Here is a 15950-nt window from a genome sequence, read left to right as displayed (position 1 = left end):
GCTTTTTTTATTTTGGTTTTAGACTATTGACCAGTAGGTCTTAAGTTTGCTTTATAAATTTGAAAATTAAAAACAAAACTATAGTTTTGTAGAGAAAGTCCGGTATAATTGTAATGTAAATCTCTTGCAAAAGCTGCTTTAGACGGAACAATAATTACTCCCTGCAAATTATAAGGATTTCCTTGTGGTAAGTTTTCAAAACCTTTAAAGTATTTTAAACCTTCTCTAAGGCCTTCAATCTCGTAATAATCACTGTTTTTTTCAGCGGCAGTTCTTACACTTTTTTTCACAAAATAAAACAAAGGATCAATTACTGGAGAACCGCTTCCGTTAATCGTATTTAAAAGAACTCCTGCATTCCCAAACGAAATATTTCCGTCTGTTTCTGTAGCAAGATAATAATTAGCTCTCATCATCGTAGTGATTTGCGTAGAGTCTTGCATGGTAACACCTGTTACAGGGGGATTGCTGTCTTCTGGTTGAGCTCCGGCTCTTTTGATATAAATAACTCCGGAAGGAAGTGTCTTAGGGTCTAGCTGAGAGAGTTTTTTCTCATTGTCGTCAGCTGTATCTGTACTGCTGAAAGCTTTTATGTTTCCCTGCGAATCTAGGTAGTTGTTATCCATAAATTTCTGAATAGCCTGCTCGTCATAAGAATTTCTTACATTGATGTCTTCGGGCTCTACAAAAGTCTCCACTTCATCATCCTTTTTACAAGCTGTGAAACACAACGATCCTGCAAGGATATACAAAAATATTTTTTTCATTTCAAAAACTTTAATTACTTTACAAATAATATAACGACAAAAGTATAAAAAAATATGAGAATAGATAAATTTTTATGGAGCATTCGTTTTTATAAAACAAGATCGGTGTCTGCAGATGAAATAAAAAAGAACAGGGTTTCTATTGGGTCTTCGACTGTGAAGTCCTCTAAAGAAGTAAAAGAAGGAGATGTTATCAAAATTCGTAAAAATCAAATCGAATATAAAATTAAAGTATTACAAATCCCTAAAAGTAGAATAGGGGCAAAATTGGTATCACTTCATATTAAAGACGTAACTGATAAAGATCAATACGAAATCTTAATGATGCGAAAAATGTCTCAGGAATACTACCGAAACAGAGGCGAAGGAAGACCTACTAAAAAAGACAGGAGAGAAATGGATGATTATGTAGAAAATGATGTGACTGCTGATTTTACAGATTGGGACGATTTTTTTGGTGAAGATGGCAACGATTCTGAAACCAATGATTAATTAAAAGAAAAAGCTCTAGAGATAGAGCTTTTCTATTATCTCCTGAATAATGTCTTCAGGATTTTTATTATCTGTGTTTATGCTAAATTGAGCTTTACTGTAAAATACATTTCGCTCAAATAAATGTTTGGCTATAAATTCCGGGAGATCTTCATCAGATATTTTTGCAATTAAAGGTCTTTTTTCTTTTTGTTTTGAAATTCTTTCTGCCAAAGTAGCAATAGAAGCTCTCAAAAAAAAGCTCTTCGAACTATTATTAATAATTTCCATATTATTATAATAGACCGGAGTTCCGCCTCCCAGGCTCAAAACGATATTTTCTTGAGAGGCTAAAATCTCCTCCAAAGTTTCTCTTTCTAATTTTCTAAAGTGAATTTCTCCCATTTTATCGAATATTTCGGGAATGGTTAATTTTTTTCGCTTAGAAATCTCTTTATCGAGGTCAATTAATTTAAAATTTATTTTGTCATTTAATATTTTGGAAATGTGAGATTTACCACTTCCCATGTAGCCTACCAGTGAAATTATCATGAAATTATTTTAAACAAATTTGCAAAAAAATTTTGAGATAACGAAAAAAGTTATATCTTTGCACCACTGAAAACAAGGATATTACTTAACAGTAAAAACTTGATAATATAGTGACCGACTCGGTAGCTCAGCTGGTAGAGCAATACACTTTTAATGTATGGGTCCTGGGTTCGAATCCCAGCCGGGTCACTAGCGAAAAATTACTAGATTTTTGTAATTTTGTTGCCTGTGTGGTGAAATTGGTAGACACGCCATCTTGAGGGGGTGGTTTCCTAAGGATGTGCTGGTTCGAATCCAGTCACAGGCACAGCAGAAAAAAATATTTAATTAATAGTTGATATTTTATAAAATAAATTTTATATTTGTCCTCGTTAATTTAATGTGACCGACTCGGTAGCTCAGCTGGTAGAGCAATACACTTTTAATGTATGGGTCCTGGGTTCGAATCCCAGCCGGGTCACAAGTTTACTGAAAAGTAAATTTTTTTCATATTAATATTTTGTGATTTGGTGTTCAAAGGCTTCCTTCAGGAAGCCTTTGATTTTTTATGTCAATCCAAATGCATGTTGTCAATTAATCGTACTCCGTCTACATTAACTACAATAAATGCTCTGTAAGATTTCTCTTCTTCTCTTTGGTTAATTTCTTTTAATGTACTTTCGTCAGCAATTAGAAAATACTCCAACTCCATGTCTTTTTTGTTGTGAAAGATTTTATTCACATTTTCCTTAATATTTAAAACCGGAGTATTTTTAAATAATTTTTTTACCTTAATTAATGTTTCGAAAATAATTTTAGCTTCATCTTTCCTTGTTTCGGTGAGGCGCTGGTTTCTTGAGCTTAAAGCTAAGCCGTTTTCTGCTCTGTAGATGGAAACTCCTTTTATTTTAATAGGAAGTAGTTTTTTTTCAACCATTTTTTTGATGATTGCTAGTTGTTGAAAGTCTTTTTCTCCGAAGTAAGCATTGTCTGCCTTTACTTGTCTGAAAAGTTCTTCAACTACCGTTCCTACGCCATCAAAATGGCCGGGTCTAGATTTTCCTTCCATTTCATTTTCTAAACCATCGTAATCATAGCGTTGACTCTCTGTTTTTTCGGGATAGATGTCTTCAACTTGAGGAAGATAAACAGCATCTACAAGCCCTGAGGTTTTAAGAATAGAGATGTCGCGATCGGTATCTCTTGGGTATTTTTCCAAATCTTCAGCATTGTTAAACTGTGTAGGGTTTACAAAAATTGATGAGATGACCAGATCGTTTTCTTTCCTTGCAGCTTCATACAATGATAAATGACCATTGTGTAAAGCTCCCATAGTAGGGGCAAAACCTATTTTTTTGCCCATTTCCTTCTGTCTTTCTATAAAATCCTGAAGTGTTTTTTTGTTTTTTAGAACTTCCATAGTTTATTTTAATAACAATTCAAAAATACTAAATATTAAGATATTCATTTTGAGTTTTTATGCATTATCTCAATAACTATCGTAAAAAAATGTTAATTAGAATAATGTTGAATGTTTTTTCGTAATTTTGCATATTAGAGCGTTATTTAAAATTATATAAAAAATTATATGCCCAATCAGAAAATACTGTACATTACCACAGAGATGTACCCTTATCAGGAAGATACAAATTTAGCAGCGGTGGTAAACAAAATGGCACTTAAAATGCACCAAGAAGGCAATGATGTAAGAGTTTTTATGCCAAGATTCGGACAGATAAGTGAGAGGAAATTTCAACTTCATGAAGTGATTCGTCTTTCGGGGATGAATATTATTATCAATGACTTAGATCAACCTTTAATTATTAAAGTGGCTTCACTTCCAGGAGAGAGGCTGCAGGTTTATTTTATCGATAACGAAGAGTACTTCAAAAGAAAACAATATTATTTTGATGATGCAGGAGTAGCATTTGATGATAATGACGAGAGAGCTATATTCTTTGCACGTGGTGTAATAGAAACCATTAAAAAACTAAACTGGGTTCCAGACGTGATTCACTTAAATGGATGGATGTCTTCTTTTGTGCCTATTTACTTAAAAACATACTACAAATCTGATACTTACTTCAAAGATGCTAAAATTGTACTTTCATTATATAATGAGAAAGATGCAGCTTTGGCAGGAAATGTAGGTGAGAAATTGCAGTTTGATAATATTTCAGATTTAAATGCGTTAAATAAACCGAGCTTCGAGAGTTTTGTTATTGAAAGTATGAATTATGTAGACGAAGTAGTAAAAGGTGATGAGTTTTTGAACGGTGATCTTGACAAAGGCTTTAATGAGACCGCTACTTCAAAATCTGAATACCTTGATGTAGACTCTATCAGTAAATTATATTAATATACATTTTGATGATTTATAATATTAGAAAAGTTTTCACCATTCTTTCTGTAATGGTTTTAGGTGGTGTTTTAGTTTATAACTGCGAACCGGAACCAGATTCTCTAGGTGAACAGTTGTTTTTGAATGGTGCAGCAGAAGGAGTAGAATCCTCTTATGATCTTATTGCCTATAATATTAAGAATAATGATACAATAAGAACAGATGCATTTAAATTATTAGATCTTATTAGTTCTGGCTCGACTTCTTCTACAGCGGTTTTGGGTGCTTTTAATGAGAGTCAGTTTGGGATGCAGAGAGCTTCTTATTTTACTCAGGTGAGATTACCTTCTTATGATCCTGATTTTGGAACTAATGCGGTGGTAGATTCTGTGGTTTTGGTTATTAAACCTATTTCTCGTTTAGATTCACTTAAAGCTACTACCACAGATGAAAATTATGTTTATCCGGATGGAAATATAGATGCTAAAAAAGTGGTCAGTACATATCCTATTGCAAAATTTGGAAAAGCTAAAAAGAATCTTACTTTGAAAGTATATGAAGTGAAAGATTTTATGAATGGATATAATGATATTGTTTATTCTAATAAAGATTTTGAAACATACACTGAGCTTTTGGGCTCGAAAGAAATTAAAGATGGTAATGTTAGTTCTGTAACAATTACAAAAGATTCGGATAATAGTCAGTTGTTTCCTTCATCTGCATCAGTTCCTGGTTTAAGAATTCAGTTGTCTCCTTCTTTATTCCAGTCTAAAATTATTGACAAGAAAGGTAAACCTGAGCTAAGCGATGTTTCTAATTTTATAAGACATTTTAGAGGTTTAAAAGTTGCTGTTACTGATAATGATGGCTATTTATTCCAGTTTACTCCCAATGATATGGAGTTGCTTATGTATTATAAGAATGATAAGCTTGTAGATAATGTTAATACTAGACCTCAAACAAAATATGAGTTTGCTGTGAAAGGTACTAATATGCATTCTGCCTATTACGAATATAATAGAGGCGGAGCTAGGATTAACGATTTTGCTTTTGGAAACAAAGATACAGGAGATCAAAAACTCTATGCACAAGGAATGGGTGGTAATTCTATTGGTGTAAAATTCAAAGAAGAAGAGATTGATAGATTGAAAAAGCTATATCAAGATGAGAAAGCAGCTATTATCAGTGCAAAAATCAGAATTTATACAGATGAAATAGAATGGGATAACCCATACTCTAAACCAACCTTCGAAGATTTCACAATCGTTCAAAAAAATAAAGATGCTAGCGGAAAAGAAACGACAGCATTTACAACAGATTATACATCTTTAGGAGCCACTTTTATTCCTATAAGAGCTTACAATACAGATAAGAAGCTTGCTCATTATGATTTTACAGTAACTCGATCTTTAAAAGATATTGTTGAATCAACTGATACTTATAATAAATATAAAGATAAATATTTCAAGATAGATCTTGCTAAGTTTTTACGGAGCGCTTCTAGTCCTATTGCGGGGTATAACTATACTTCAAGAGCATTTTCTATGGGAAGAACCGTCTTTGTAGGTTCTGATCCTTTAAATAAAAATAAAATTCAGTTACTCGTTACTTACGGTACAAAAAAATAAAACTAAGAATACTTTAAAAAAAACACCGGATTAAAATATGTGTGGAATAGTTGGTTATACAGGCTTTCAAGATGCCTATGATATTGTTATCAATGGTCTTAGAAGATTAGAATATAGAGGGTACGACAGTGCCGGAATTGTTTTAGAAAACACAGCTAATAGCTTTAGCGTTGAAAAAACGAAAGGTAAGGTTGATGATTTGGTCAATATTTCAAATAATTTAAAAGGAACTTCCAAAATAGGAATGGGACACACTCGTTGGGCAACTCACGGTGTACCAAGTGATAGAAATTCACATCCTCATGTTTCAAATAACGGAAAAATTGCACTTGTTCATAATGGTATTATTGAAAATTATGATACCATTAAAACGATGCTTACCGAGAAAGGTTTTTCTTTCAAATCTGAAACAGATACAGAAGTTTTAGTTAATCTTATTCAGTATTTTACAGACCTTAATTCTGAAACAGATTTTCCTGAAGCTGTAAGATATGCATTAAACGAAGTATATGGAGCATATGCTATTACGGTAATGCACGAAGACCATCCAGGGGTTTTAGTTGTTGCGAGATTAGGTTCTCCGTTAGCAATTGGAATTGGAAATCAAGAATATTTTATTGCTTCTGATGCATCACCCTTTGTTGAGTTTACTAAAGAAGCTATTTATCTTGAAGAAGGTCATATGGCAACAATATCTTTGGAAGGCGGCGTAGACATCAGAACAATCAATGATAACTCTAAAATAATTCCTGAAATTCAAGAATTAAAATTAAGCTTAGAACAAATAGAAAAAGGTGGATATGAGCATTTTATGCTTAAAGAAATCTTTGAACAGCCAAAATCTATCCACGATACAATGAGAGGAAGACTTATTGTAAATGAAGGAGTTATTAAAATGGCAGGAATTTGGGATCACGTAGAAAAATTCAAAAATGCTAATAGGATTATTATCATTGCTTGTGGTACTTCTTGGCATGCAGGTCTTATCGGTGAATATCTAATCGAAGAGTTTGCAAGAATTCCTGTAGAAGTAGAATACGCATCAGAATTCAGATATAGAAACCCGATTGTTACAGACAAAGATGTCGTGATTGCGATTTCTCAATCAGGAGAAACAGCAGATACGATGGCTGCCTTAAAATTAGCAAAAGAAAGAGGTGCATTTATATATGGTATTTGTAATGTCGTAGATTCTTCTATTGCAAGAATTACTGATGCCGGATCTTATACTCACGCAGGGCCTGAGATTGGTGTTGCTTCTACAAAAGCATTTACAGCTCAGTTGACTATCCTTTCTTTAATCGCATTAAAATTAGGAAATCACAATGGTAACTTAGGAACTGCTGAATTTATGAGTCTTATCTCAGAACTCGATGCGATCCCTAAAAAAATTGAAGAAGTATTAGAAGCTACGCATGACCTTACTCAGCATATCGCAAAAGACTTCATCGATGCTACCAATTTCTTATACTTAGGAAGAGGGTATAATTATCCTGCGGCTTTAGAAGGAGCTCTTAAATTAAAAGAAATCTCTTACATTCATGCAGAAGGTTATCCTGCTGCAGAGATGAAGCATGGCCCAATCGCCCTAATTGACGAAAATATGCCAATAGTTATCATTGCTCCAAAAAAAGGTCATTATGATAAAATTGTAAGCAATGTACAGGAAATTAAGGCTAGAAAAGGTAAAGTAATTGCCGTAGTAAATAAAGGAGATACTCAGGTAAGTGCAATGGCTGATTATGTGATTGAAATTCCTGAAACCTCAGAATGTTTTTCTCCAATAGTAGCTTCAGTACCATTACAATTATTAGCTTATTACATAGCGGTGTATAGAGGTGCCAATGTAGACCAGCCAAGAAATCTTGCAAAATCTGTAACTGTAGAGTAAAAAGTACTTGGAAATAAAATAAGTTTAGGTTTTTTTCGTTATTCTAAAAAAAATCTTAAAAGTTTCTTAAAAAAATTATATATTTACGGCTTAATTATAAAAATTAACATGAAAAGGATATTTCTTTTATTATTGTCTGCGTCGGTAGCATCGGTATCTTGTTCAGGTGGTGGATCTTCTTCTGTAGGGAAGCCTGGAACAAAAGGAGAATTGATACCTAGAGAAAAAACAAAATCATTTGTTGCACAAAGACCTTATGGGATGGTGGCAATTCCTGGCGGTTCTTTTATTGCCGGTATGGCCGATGAATCATTTACCAATAATGGTGAAACTGCACCTTTGAAAACGGTAACCGTAGCTCCTTTCTTTATGGATGAAGCTGAAACTACTAATGCAGAATACAGAGTTTTCATCAATTACGTAAGAGATTCTATCGCTAGAACAATGCTTGCTGAAGCAGCAGGTGAAGGTGGCGATGGTGGCGGTAAAGGCGCAAGCATCGGAGACTATGCTTATCTTGCTAAAAAAGAAGAAAACTTAACACCATATCAGGAATATCTTGAAGGAGCCGGAGGAAGAGACGACGGTTTTGATGCAAGCAAAAAATTAGATTGGAAAATTCCATTACATTGGAATACATCAAAATATCCGGATGTAGAATATGCTGAAGTTCTTGAGTCTATGTATTTACCTGCTTCTTCTAGAGTAGGAAGTGAAAGACTTATTGATGTTAGTAAATTAAAATATGGTTATAGATGGGGAGATATGGATGTAGCTATCGCGGATAACGAAAGAGGTGTAAACTACTTAAGAAGCGAAAGTATTGCAATCTATCCAGACACAACAGTTTGGGTGAACGATTTCCACTTTACTTATAATGAGCCTTTATTTGAACAGTATTTCTGGCACAAAGCTTACAAAGATTATCCTGTTGTTGGGGTAACTTGGGATCAGGCAAGAGCATACTGTGACTTCAGAACTAAATTAAAGTCTGATTATAATGAAAGCTTGAAAAGAAAACAACAAAGACCTTTACGTTTCCGTCTTCCTAACGAAATGGAATGGGAATATGCTGCAAGAGGTGGAAAACAAAATGCAACTTATCCTTGGGGTGGTCCTTATTTAATGGATGATAGAGGTTGTTATCTAGCAAACTTCAAGCCAAAAAGAGGTAGCTATATGGAAGATGAGAAAAAAGGTACTTATACTTATACAGCTCCTGTGAAAAAATTCAAGAAAAATACTTTTGGATTGTTTGATATGGCAGGTAACGTATCGGAGTGGACTGATTCAGGATACAACAATTCTGCATACGGGTTCTCTTCTACTTTAAATCCTTCTATTAAATCTAAAACAGACAACAAAAAATCTGTAAGAGGAGGTTCTTGGAAAGATGTTGGTTATATGTTGATGACAGGTGCAAGAGACTGGGAAAACAAAGATTCTGCTAGAAGTTATATCGGTTTCAGAACGGTACAAGATATTCCTGAAGCAGCTGTTAAAGCGAAAAGAGTTAACAGATAATATTGCCTAAATTATTTTTATTATCAATTTATAACACTTAAAAAAAACTAACTTATATGTTTAAGACTAAAGATGCTTGGATGAATTTCTTCTATTCATTCGGTGCTGCAATTGTAATTCTTGGAGCTTGGCTTAAAATTACTCACATTACATTTGGACCTATTAACGGAAACATCGCTCTTACAGTAGGGCTTGTAACTGAGGCAATTATCTTTATTATTTTTGCATTCGACCCTCCAGCTGCGGAAGAATCTTACCATTGGGAAAATGTTTATCCAGAATTGTTAGATAAGCATGCAAACCCAAATCCTTTACACTCAAATATTTCTGCTAAAAATACAGGAGCTCAGTTCGCTGAACTAGAGAACTCGCTTTCAACGAAGTTAGATAAAATGCTTCAGGATGCGAAACTAGACGTGCAATTGTTTGATAGATTGAGAACTGGAATTGATAAATTTTCAAGCTCAGTAGATCAAATCAATCAAACTGTTGACGTATCTGCTTCTACACACAAATACAATGATCAGTTAAACAAAGCTGCTTCACACATGGAAAGCATGAATGCTCTTTATGCAATGCAGTTAGAAAACGGTCAAAAACAATCAGATTTTGCTAAAAAATATGTTGCAGATATGCAAAAATCAGCAGAGCAGTCTGAGAAATTTAATCAAGAATTACAAGGTTTAACAACCAACTTAAATAGCTTAAATAGAGTTTATGGTGGTATGTTAACTGCTATGAAGTCATAATCCTTAACCATTAATTTAAACAAAAACTAAAGAAAAAAGAATGGCAAAAGGAAAACAGACTCCACGTCAGAAGATGATCAACCTTATGTATTTGGTGTTCATCGCTATGATGGCCCTCAACATTGATGTTGAAATCATCAGATCATATTATGATTCTACTGTTGCTCTAAACGATACGAGAATGTTGACGCAACAAAAAAATGAAGATATTTTTGAAAAAACTTTAGAAGCAAAAGCTCAGCAAGTACCTGATACTTATGCAACTCCTTGGGAGCAGTATAAAGTACTGAAAAGCAAGATTGATGTTTTGGTAAAATCAGCTGATGATATTAAAGTTATTCTAAAGAAGCAATCAGATTTCCATGATAAAGATCCTAAAACAGGAAAAGACATGGACGTAAGCGAAAACTTCTCAGCTTTAAATAATAACGAAGCGACTACTGAATATTTCTTTAAAGAAGGTGACGAAAATGCTCCTTCTGCGAAAGCTTTAGATCTAAAAAAACAATTAGATGATGTAAGGTCATATATTGTAGCTACTTTTGGAAGTAATCCTCAATTAACAAAATTAGTTGAAAGAGCAAACAAATCGATTATTGCAGAATATCCAGCTGGAAAATCTCCAAACGGTAAGACTTGGTTTCAGAATAAATTCTATCACCAACCGCTTATCGCTGCGATTTCAAATCTAGAGATTATTCAGAATGATGCAAGAAACGTACAGTCTGATGCATTGGCGTTAATGCTTCAGGAAAAAGTTGATGCTAGTATTAAATTTACAAGCTACGAAGCAATTGTTTCTGCTCCTACAGATGTTCAAGCTGGTAAGAAAGCTGAAGCAGTTGTAATGTTAGGAAACTACTCAAACAGTAGTAAGATTAGCATTAGCGGTGTAAGCAGACAAGAAAACGGTAAAGGATATCTTCCTTTAAACACTGGAGGTATTGGCGAGAAAAAGATTGGTGGTGTAATTACTTTAACAGATGCTACAGGAAAAGCTCAGCAATTCCCGTTCACGCATACGTATAATGTAATCGCTGGTCCTCAGGAAGTTAAACTTGAGAAAGGTTTATTACTTTCTGCTGATAAAATGAACGTAATGTACAGAGGATTAGAAAATCCTGTTTCAGGATCAATCTTAGGTGCGGATAATGCTAAATTATCCTTGTCAGCTTCTGGAGGTGCTATTGTTAAAGGTACAGGAAATGGGAAATGGAATGTTACTCCTCAAAGTGGAAATGTAATACAGTTAACTCTTTCTGGAAGAGAACCTAATGGTAAAACTGTTTCACAAGTATTTGAATACAGAATTAAAGGAATTCCTAGGCCACAAGGTCAGATTAGAGGAAAAGCTGTGAATTTTATGCCGGCAACTTCAATTCCAAATCAAATTGTGAGTGCTACATTACCTGATTTTGACTTCCCAGTTTCATTCACTGTAAATAGCTTTATCTTAAAATTACCTGGAAGAGCTGGTACAATGATTCAAGGTAACGGATTATCTTCTGCAGAAGGATTATTAAGAAATCTTAGATCGGGAGATGTCGTACAAATCTATGATATCAAGGCAACTGCAACTGGTTTAGGAAACCAAATATTGAAAGATATTTCACCGGTAACTATCAATGTTCAATAAGATTAATTTGTAAATTCATATTATGAAAAAATATATTAGCAGTCTTTTAGTATTAGCTTCTGGGTTTGCATTCTCTCAGACTATTCTAAATGCTTCTTCTCCGGAAGAATTCAGACAAATGAGAGCTGAGAATATGAAAAAAGTAGGAGACACTATTATTAGTAATAAAGTTACTCCTTTAGAGTATGGCTTTGTAGATGATAAAGACATCCTAAAAAGTATGACGGTATGGGAAATTATTGATCTTAATGACAAGATCAATCAACCTTTTTACTATGATAATCCAAATGGATTACTTGCTAAAACTACAAGATCTTTATATCAGATTCTTCTTGACGCAGCTATGGACGGAAAAATAGAAGAGGTTTATGATGATGAAAATTTCACAACAAAACTAAGTAAGGAGGCTCTCCAGAAAAAGTTGGAAAGTGAGAGAATAGATGAAGAAGCTATTGATATTTTGAACTCAGGAAGGCAACTTACTGAAGATGAAAAGAAAAGACTTGTTGACCATATTAGAACGACTACTGATAAAGTAAAAGTTCTTAAAATTATGGGAATGTGGTTCATCGACAAGAGAGACGGTATGATGAAATACAGACCTCTTGGAATCGCGGCAATGGGACCAGATCCAACCTCTATCGGAAGACTTGATGCTGAAGGTAAATTAATGGAAGGAGCTAATGACCTTGTAGACTTATTCTGGGTTTATTATCCAAAAGCGAGAGATATTTTAGCTAACAATTACGTGTACAACAGGGCAAATTCGTCAGCGGATTTATCTTTTGATGACATAATTAATGCAAGAAGATTTTCTTCAATTATCTACAAGTCAAGCAACGGTCTTGGAGACGGTACTATTAAAGATTATGTTCCTAGAAATGCTGAAGAGCAATTGGCTGAAAGCCAAAGAATCAAAGATCAGATTCTTCAAATGGAAAACGATATGTGGAATTACTAAATTTCACTTGATATTTATAAAAAACCTGAGTACATTTACTCAGGTTTTTTTATTATACAATCGCCTTTTACATAGTTGTGGTAAAGGATTGTATATGACTTTTAAATAAAATCTTTTATATGAAAAATGTAGATTACATCATCGTTGGTGATGGTTATGCGGCTTTATTTTTTGCTCATCAGTTACTTTTAAATAATAAATCATTTGTAATTTTCTCGGAAGGAAAGAAAAGTGCTTCACAAATTTCTGCAGGAATTATTAATCCTGTAGTTTTAAAAAAGTTTACTACATTTTGGTTAGCTCAGGAACAAATTGACTTTCTGAAAAAATCTTTGAAAGAAATTGAATCTTATACAGGCGAAAATTATTTAATAGAATCTCCTATTCACAGAATTTTTCATGATGAGAACGAACAGAAACTTTGGCTTAAAAAATCGGCGAATGATGACCTTAAAAACTTTTTAGATGAAAATTTCGATCATTTAAATGGTGTAAAAAACGACTTTCAGACCGGAAAGGTTAATCAGTCAGCAAGACTGAATGTTAAAGGATTTTTTGTGGGTTTATTGAGTTATTTAGAAAATAAAGGAAATTTAGTCAAAGAGAAATTCGATTATTCTGAGATTGATACTTCAAACTCTACTTATAAAGATTTTAGCTTTAAAAATATTTTGTTCTGCGAAGGAATGGGAGTAAAAGAAAATCCATACTTTTCAGAGATTGCTGTTAACCCAAACAAAGGACATCACATTCGTGTCAAACTTTCTGAACCTATTCAGCAAGATATTACCATTAAGAAAAAACATTTTTTATTTCCTTTAGACAACAATCTCCATTTTTATGGCGGAACATACGATCGCGAACAATTACATCACGAAATAGATAATTCTGCAGTCGAGCAATTACAAAAAGGGCTTTCAGAATTTTATCCGAATGATTTTGAAATTAAAGAAGTGCATTTCGGCTTCAGACCAACAGTAAAAGATAGGAGACCTATTTTAGGAAGACATGCTCAGCGTTCCAATTTGTACGTGTTTAACGGTTTGGGAGCTCGCGGAATTCTTAATGGATGTTATTTCTCAAAGACGTTATTTGATTATATTGAAAATAATATTCCATTACCTAAAGAGATTTCAATCGATAGATTTTAAAGAAAAAAGACGCTTAAAAAAGCGTCTTTTCTTATTATTGTAAAGCCATTTTCTTGGTTGGCTGATCTTTTTTTGCATGAAACAAGACCATATCAGCATCTTTTTTTAAGAAGGTGACTTCATATTTGGTTTCAGTAAATTGATATTTATTATCCTCTGTAGAAAAACTGGGGTTTTCTATATTTTTTTTAAGCTCATAGCTTTGTCCGTTTAGTCTCACCACAACAATATTTTTAGTGTTATTGGTGATAATTTCCATTTCATCACCGTGGCGGTCAGTAACAGTTACCTTTGTAATATCATCTTGAGATGTAGGTGTTTCCTGCTTTACATTGGCAGTTTCGGGATCTTTAGCGGAATGTGTACACGCTGATAATGTGAGGATTATAAAAAATCCAAGTAAAAAATTCTTCATTTGTAATTTTGGTTTTTAAGGTTTTTCTAATATATTGCTTTGGTCGTGTAAAATTACAATTATTTCTTATTAAAAAATGTTAATTTTTAATAATTTAAATAATTTAATCACTATTTATGAGTTTATTTTAATGTTAAATATAATCAACCGCTTCTCTCACTCATTTTTTCAGCCGATTTCAAGAAGAGTTAAATTTTGTTAATAGTGAATCGACTATTAAAATCTAAGCATACATTTGCATCTTGAAATGAGAAACTATATCGTATATTTTTTGACCAGCCTTTTTCTGCTTTTTATGGTGGAAAGCAAGCTTAATGTCAAAACTTTGCGTAATGACTTTTCGGGTCATATTGCTCATAATTATCCAAATAAGATTGATCAGACCAATCAATCAGGAGCTAAATTTTCAGTTCAGCAAATAACAAATACTACCGACGGTTTTTCGATAGAATTGGCTGAAGATGATTTTCAGTTTTCAGATACAGTGCAGGCAATTATCGTTTTTGCCAGTGTATTTGGGTTAATTTATTCATTTGGATTATTATTCAAAAAAAGGTTTAAACCCTCAATTTCCGAATTTTTACAGCACTTCAATTCTGTAAAAACATTTATTCTGATTCGTTCTATCAGAATCTAAAATTTCATTTTCCGATTTTCTTTTTTGTTCCAGAACCGGAACAAAAAGCATTGCGTTGTGCTTTGAATGATTTCACAATGTAACTATTTCCAGAATTATTTATTCAAATTAAACTTTTAACGATTTATACCACTCTAAAATTATGATGAAAAGAGTTGTCTCAGGTGCTGTCTTAAGCGCTGTTCTCTTACTGTTTAACTGTAACGAGAAAAAAGAAGAAAAACAAGAAGATTCAGTGTATCCGGTGACTTCACCTGTAAAAATGGATACGATTATTAACAAAGATTTTGTCGCTCAGATTCAGTCGGTAAAAAACATTGAAATTCGTGCTCAGGAAAAAGGTTTCCTTGAGAAAATCTATGTAGATGAAGGTCAATACGTAAAGGCTGGACAAACATTATTCAGAATTATGCCTCAATTGTATCAGGCAGAATTATTAAAAGCAAAAGCTGAAGTTGAACAGGCTTCAATTGAGCTGAGAAATGCAAGTACATTAGCAAACAACGATATTGTTTCAAAAAACGAAAGATTAATGGCAAAAGCAAAATTGGATGCAGCGAATGCTGAAATGAAATTAGCCCAAATTCATCTTTCATTTACAGATATTAAGGCTCCGTTCTCTGGAGTTATTGACAGAATTCCTTTGAAACTAGGGAGTTTAGTGGATGAAGGTGATCTTTTGACGACGCTTTCAGACAACACAGATATTTACAGTTATTTTAATGTTTCCGAACCTGAATATCTTAATTATCAGAAGAATGTTGCAGACCGAGGAAATCAAAATGTAAATCTGGTAATGGCAAACGGAGATTTATTTAATCAAACCGGACAGATTCAAACGATTGAAGGTCAGTTTGATAATGAAACTGGAAATATTGCTTTTCGAGCAAAGTTTCCAAATCCTGAAAAGCTATTAAGAAACGGTGAAACAGGAAAAATCCGTATGACTTTACCGTTGAAGAACGCTTTAATTATTCCTCAGAAAGCAACCTACGAAATTCAGGATCAGAAATATGTTTTTGTTGTCGATAAAAATGGGGTAGCAAAATCTAAGAATATTAAAGTTGCCTATGAACTTCCGGATATTTATGTTGTCGCATCTGGTCTTTCAGGTGGTGATAAAATCTTGTTGGAAGGAGTTCAGAAAGTGAAAGACGACCAAAAAGTAAAAGTGAAATTCCAGGATCCGAAGAAAGTTCTTCAATCTTTAAAATTAAAAGCAGAGTAAAAATAAATGATAATTGATAA

General features: G+C 33.4%; 15 protein-coding genes and 3 tRNA genes. 14 read left to right on the top strand and 4 right to left on the bottom strand.

What is annotated here, in order from left to right:
• Window positions 1-23 precede the first annotated feature (23 nt).
• Window positions 24-767: a hypothetical protein gene (locus B5X64_RS05035; protein ID WP_079464200.1), complete on the bottom strand. Its 744-nt coding sequence runs from the start codon at window positions 765-767 to the stop codon at window positions 24-26.
• A 54-nt stretch (window positions 768-821) separates the two neighbouring features.
• On the opposite strand from B5X64_RS05035, the gene B5X64_RS05030 reads away from it, so the two are divergent.
• Window positions 822-1259 (top strand): RNA-binding S4 domain-containing protein, encoded by a 438-nt coding sequence (locus B5X64_RS05030; protein ID WP_079464199.1) that lies wholly within the window; start codon window positions 822-824, stop codon window positions 1257-1259.
• A gap of 15 nt (window positions 1260-1274) precedes the next feature.
• Here B5X64_RS05030 and B5X64_RS05025 read toward each other — a convergent pair whose 3' ends face one another.
• Window positions 1275-1790: a shikimate kinase gene (locus B5X64_RS05025; protein WP_079464198.1), complete on the bottom strand. Its 516-nt coding sequence runs from the start codon at window positions 1788-1790 to the stop codon at window positions 1275-1277.
• Window positions 1791-1906: 116 nt separating this feature from the next.
• Between B5X64_RS05025 and B5X64_RS05020 the strand changes: the two genes are divergently transcribed.
• From B5X64_RS05020 to B5X64_RS05010, 3 genes are all read left to right on the top strand, one after another.
• Window positions 1907-1979: transfer RNA gene (locus B5X64_RS05020), tRNA-Lys, on the top strand.
• A gap of 35 nt (window positions 1980-2014) precedes the next feature.
• A tRNA-Leu gene (locus tag B5X64_RS05015) sits at window positions 2015-2097 on the top strand.
• Between the two features lie 80 nt (window positions 2098-2177).
• Window positions 2178-2250 (top strand) — tRNA-Lys (locus B5X64_RS05010).
• Between the two features lie 90 nt (window positions 2251-2340).
• Here B5X64_RS05010 and panC read toward each other — a convergent pair.
• A complete protein-coding gene (gene panC / locus B5X64_RS05005) occupies window positions 2341-3189 on the bottom strand; it encodes a pantoate--beta-alanine ligase (RefSeq protein WP_079464197.1) in 849 nt (282 codons plus the stop codon).
• Window positions 3190-3357: 168 nt separating this feature from the next.
• On the opposite strand from panC, the gene B5X64_RS05000 reads away from it, so the two are divergent.
• The 8 genes from B5X64_RS05000 to B5X64_RS04965 all read left to right on the top strand — a co-directional run bounded on the left by B5X64_RS05000 (window position 3358) and on the right by B5X64_RS04965 (window position 13650).
• The gene (locus tag B5X64_RS05000; protein WP_079464196.1) at window positions 3358-4128 is read left to right on the top strand and encodes a glycogen/starch synthase; all 771 of its coding nucleotides are present in this window, start codon (window positions 3358-3360) and stop codon (window positions 4126-4128) included.
• A gap of 11 nt (window positions 4129-4139) precedes the next feature.
• Window positions 4140-5738 carry a DUF4270 family protein gene (locus B5X64_RS04995; RefSeq protein ID WP_079464195.1) on the top strand — a complete coding sequence of 533 codons (1599 nt, stop codon included), beginning with the start codon at window positions 4140-4142 and terminating at the stop codon, window positions 5736-5738.
• Window positions 5739-5775: 37 nt separating this feature from the next.
• The gene (gene glmS / locus B5X64_RS04990) at window positions 5776-7629 is read left to right on the top strand and encodes a glutamine--fructose-6-phosphate transaminase (isomerizing) (RefSeq protein ID WP_079464194.1); all 1854 of its coding nucleotides are present in this window, start codon (window positions 5776-5778) and stop codon (window positions 7627-7629) included.
• Between the two features lie 108 nt (window positions 7630-7737).
• Window positions 7738-9153: a T9SS ring complex lipoprotein PorK/GldK gene (porK, locus tag B5X64_RS04985; protein WP_079464193.1), complete on the top strand. Its 1416-nt coding sequence runs from the start codon at window positions 7738-7740 to the stop codon at window positions 9151-9153.
• Window positions 9154-9209: 56 nt separating this feature from the next.
• Window positions 9210-9902 carry a type IX secretion system motor protein PorL/GldL gene (porL, locus tag B5X64_RS04980; RefSeq protein ID WP_066678736.1) on the top strand — a complete coding sequence of 231 codons (693 nt, stop codon included), beginning with the start codon at window positions 9210-9212 and terminating at the stop codon, window positions 9900-9902.
• Window positions 9903-9942: 40 nt separating this feature from the next.
• The gene (gene porM, locus B5X64_RS04975; RefSeq protein ID WP_079464192.1) at window positions 9943-11538 is read left to right on the top strand and encodes a type IX secretion system motor protein PorM/GldM; all 1596 of its coding nucleotides are present in this window, start codon (window positions 9943-9945) and stop codon (window positions 11536-11538) included.
• A 22-nt stretch (window positions 11539-11560) separates the two neighbouring features.
• Window positions 11561-12499: a type IX secretion system ring subunit PorN/GldN gene (gene porN / locus B5X64_RS04970; RefSeq protein ID WP_066678739.1), complete on the top strand. Its 939-nt coding sequence runs from the start codon at window positions 11561-11563 to the stop codon at window positions 12497-12499.
• Window positions 12500-12618: 119 nt separating this feature from the next.
• Complete coding sequence (locus B5X64_RS04965; protein WP_079464191.1) at window positions 12619-13650, top strand: NAD(P)/FAD-dependent oxidoreductase; 1032 nt, start codon at window positions 12619-12621, stop codon at window positions 13648-13650.
• 34 nt (window positions 13651-13684) lie between these two features.
• On the opposite strand, the gene B5X64_RS04960 is transcribed toward B5X64_RS04965, so the two are convergent.
• On the bottom strand, window positions 13685-14065 hold the full coding sequence (locus tag B5X64_RS04960; protein WP_079464190.1) for a hypothetical protein: 381 nt from the start codon (window positions 14063-14065) through the stop codon (window positions 13685-13687).
• Between the two features lie 247 nt (window positions 14066-14312).
• Here B5X64_RS04960 and B5X64_RS04955 point away from each other — a divergent pair, with 247 nt between their 5' ends.
• Window positions 14313-14702, top strand: a complete 390-nt coding sequence (locus B5X64_RS04955; RefSeq protein ID WP_074231821.1) for a hypothetical protein — start codon at window positions 14313-14315, stop codon at window positions 14700-14702.
• 145 nt (window positions 14703-14847) lie between these two features.
• A complete protein-coding gene (locus B5X64_RS04950; protein ID WP_079464295.1) occupies window positions 14848-15930 on the top strand; it encodes an efflux RND transporter periplasmic adaptor subunit in 1083 nt (360 codons plus the stop codon).
• Window positions 15931-15950 lie beyond the last annotated feature (20 nt).

The organism is Chryseobacterium balustinum (genome assembly GCF_900168205.1).
GTDB classification, from domain to species: Bacteria; Bacteroidota; Bacteroidia; order Flavobacteriales; family Weeksellaceae; genus Chryseobacterium; species Chryseobacterium balustinum.
The sequence above is the reverse complement of the archived record's forward strand: the minus strand, read 5'-3'. Positions and strand labels throughout refer to the sequence as shown.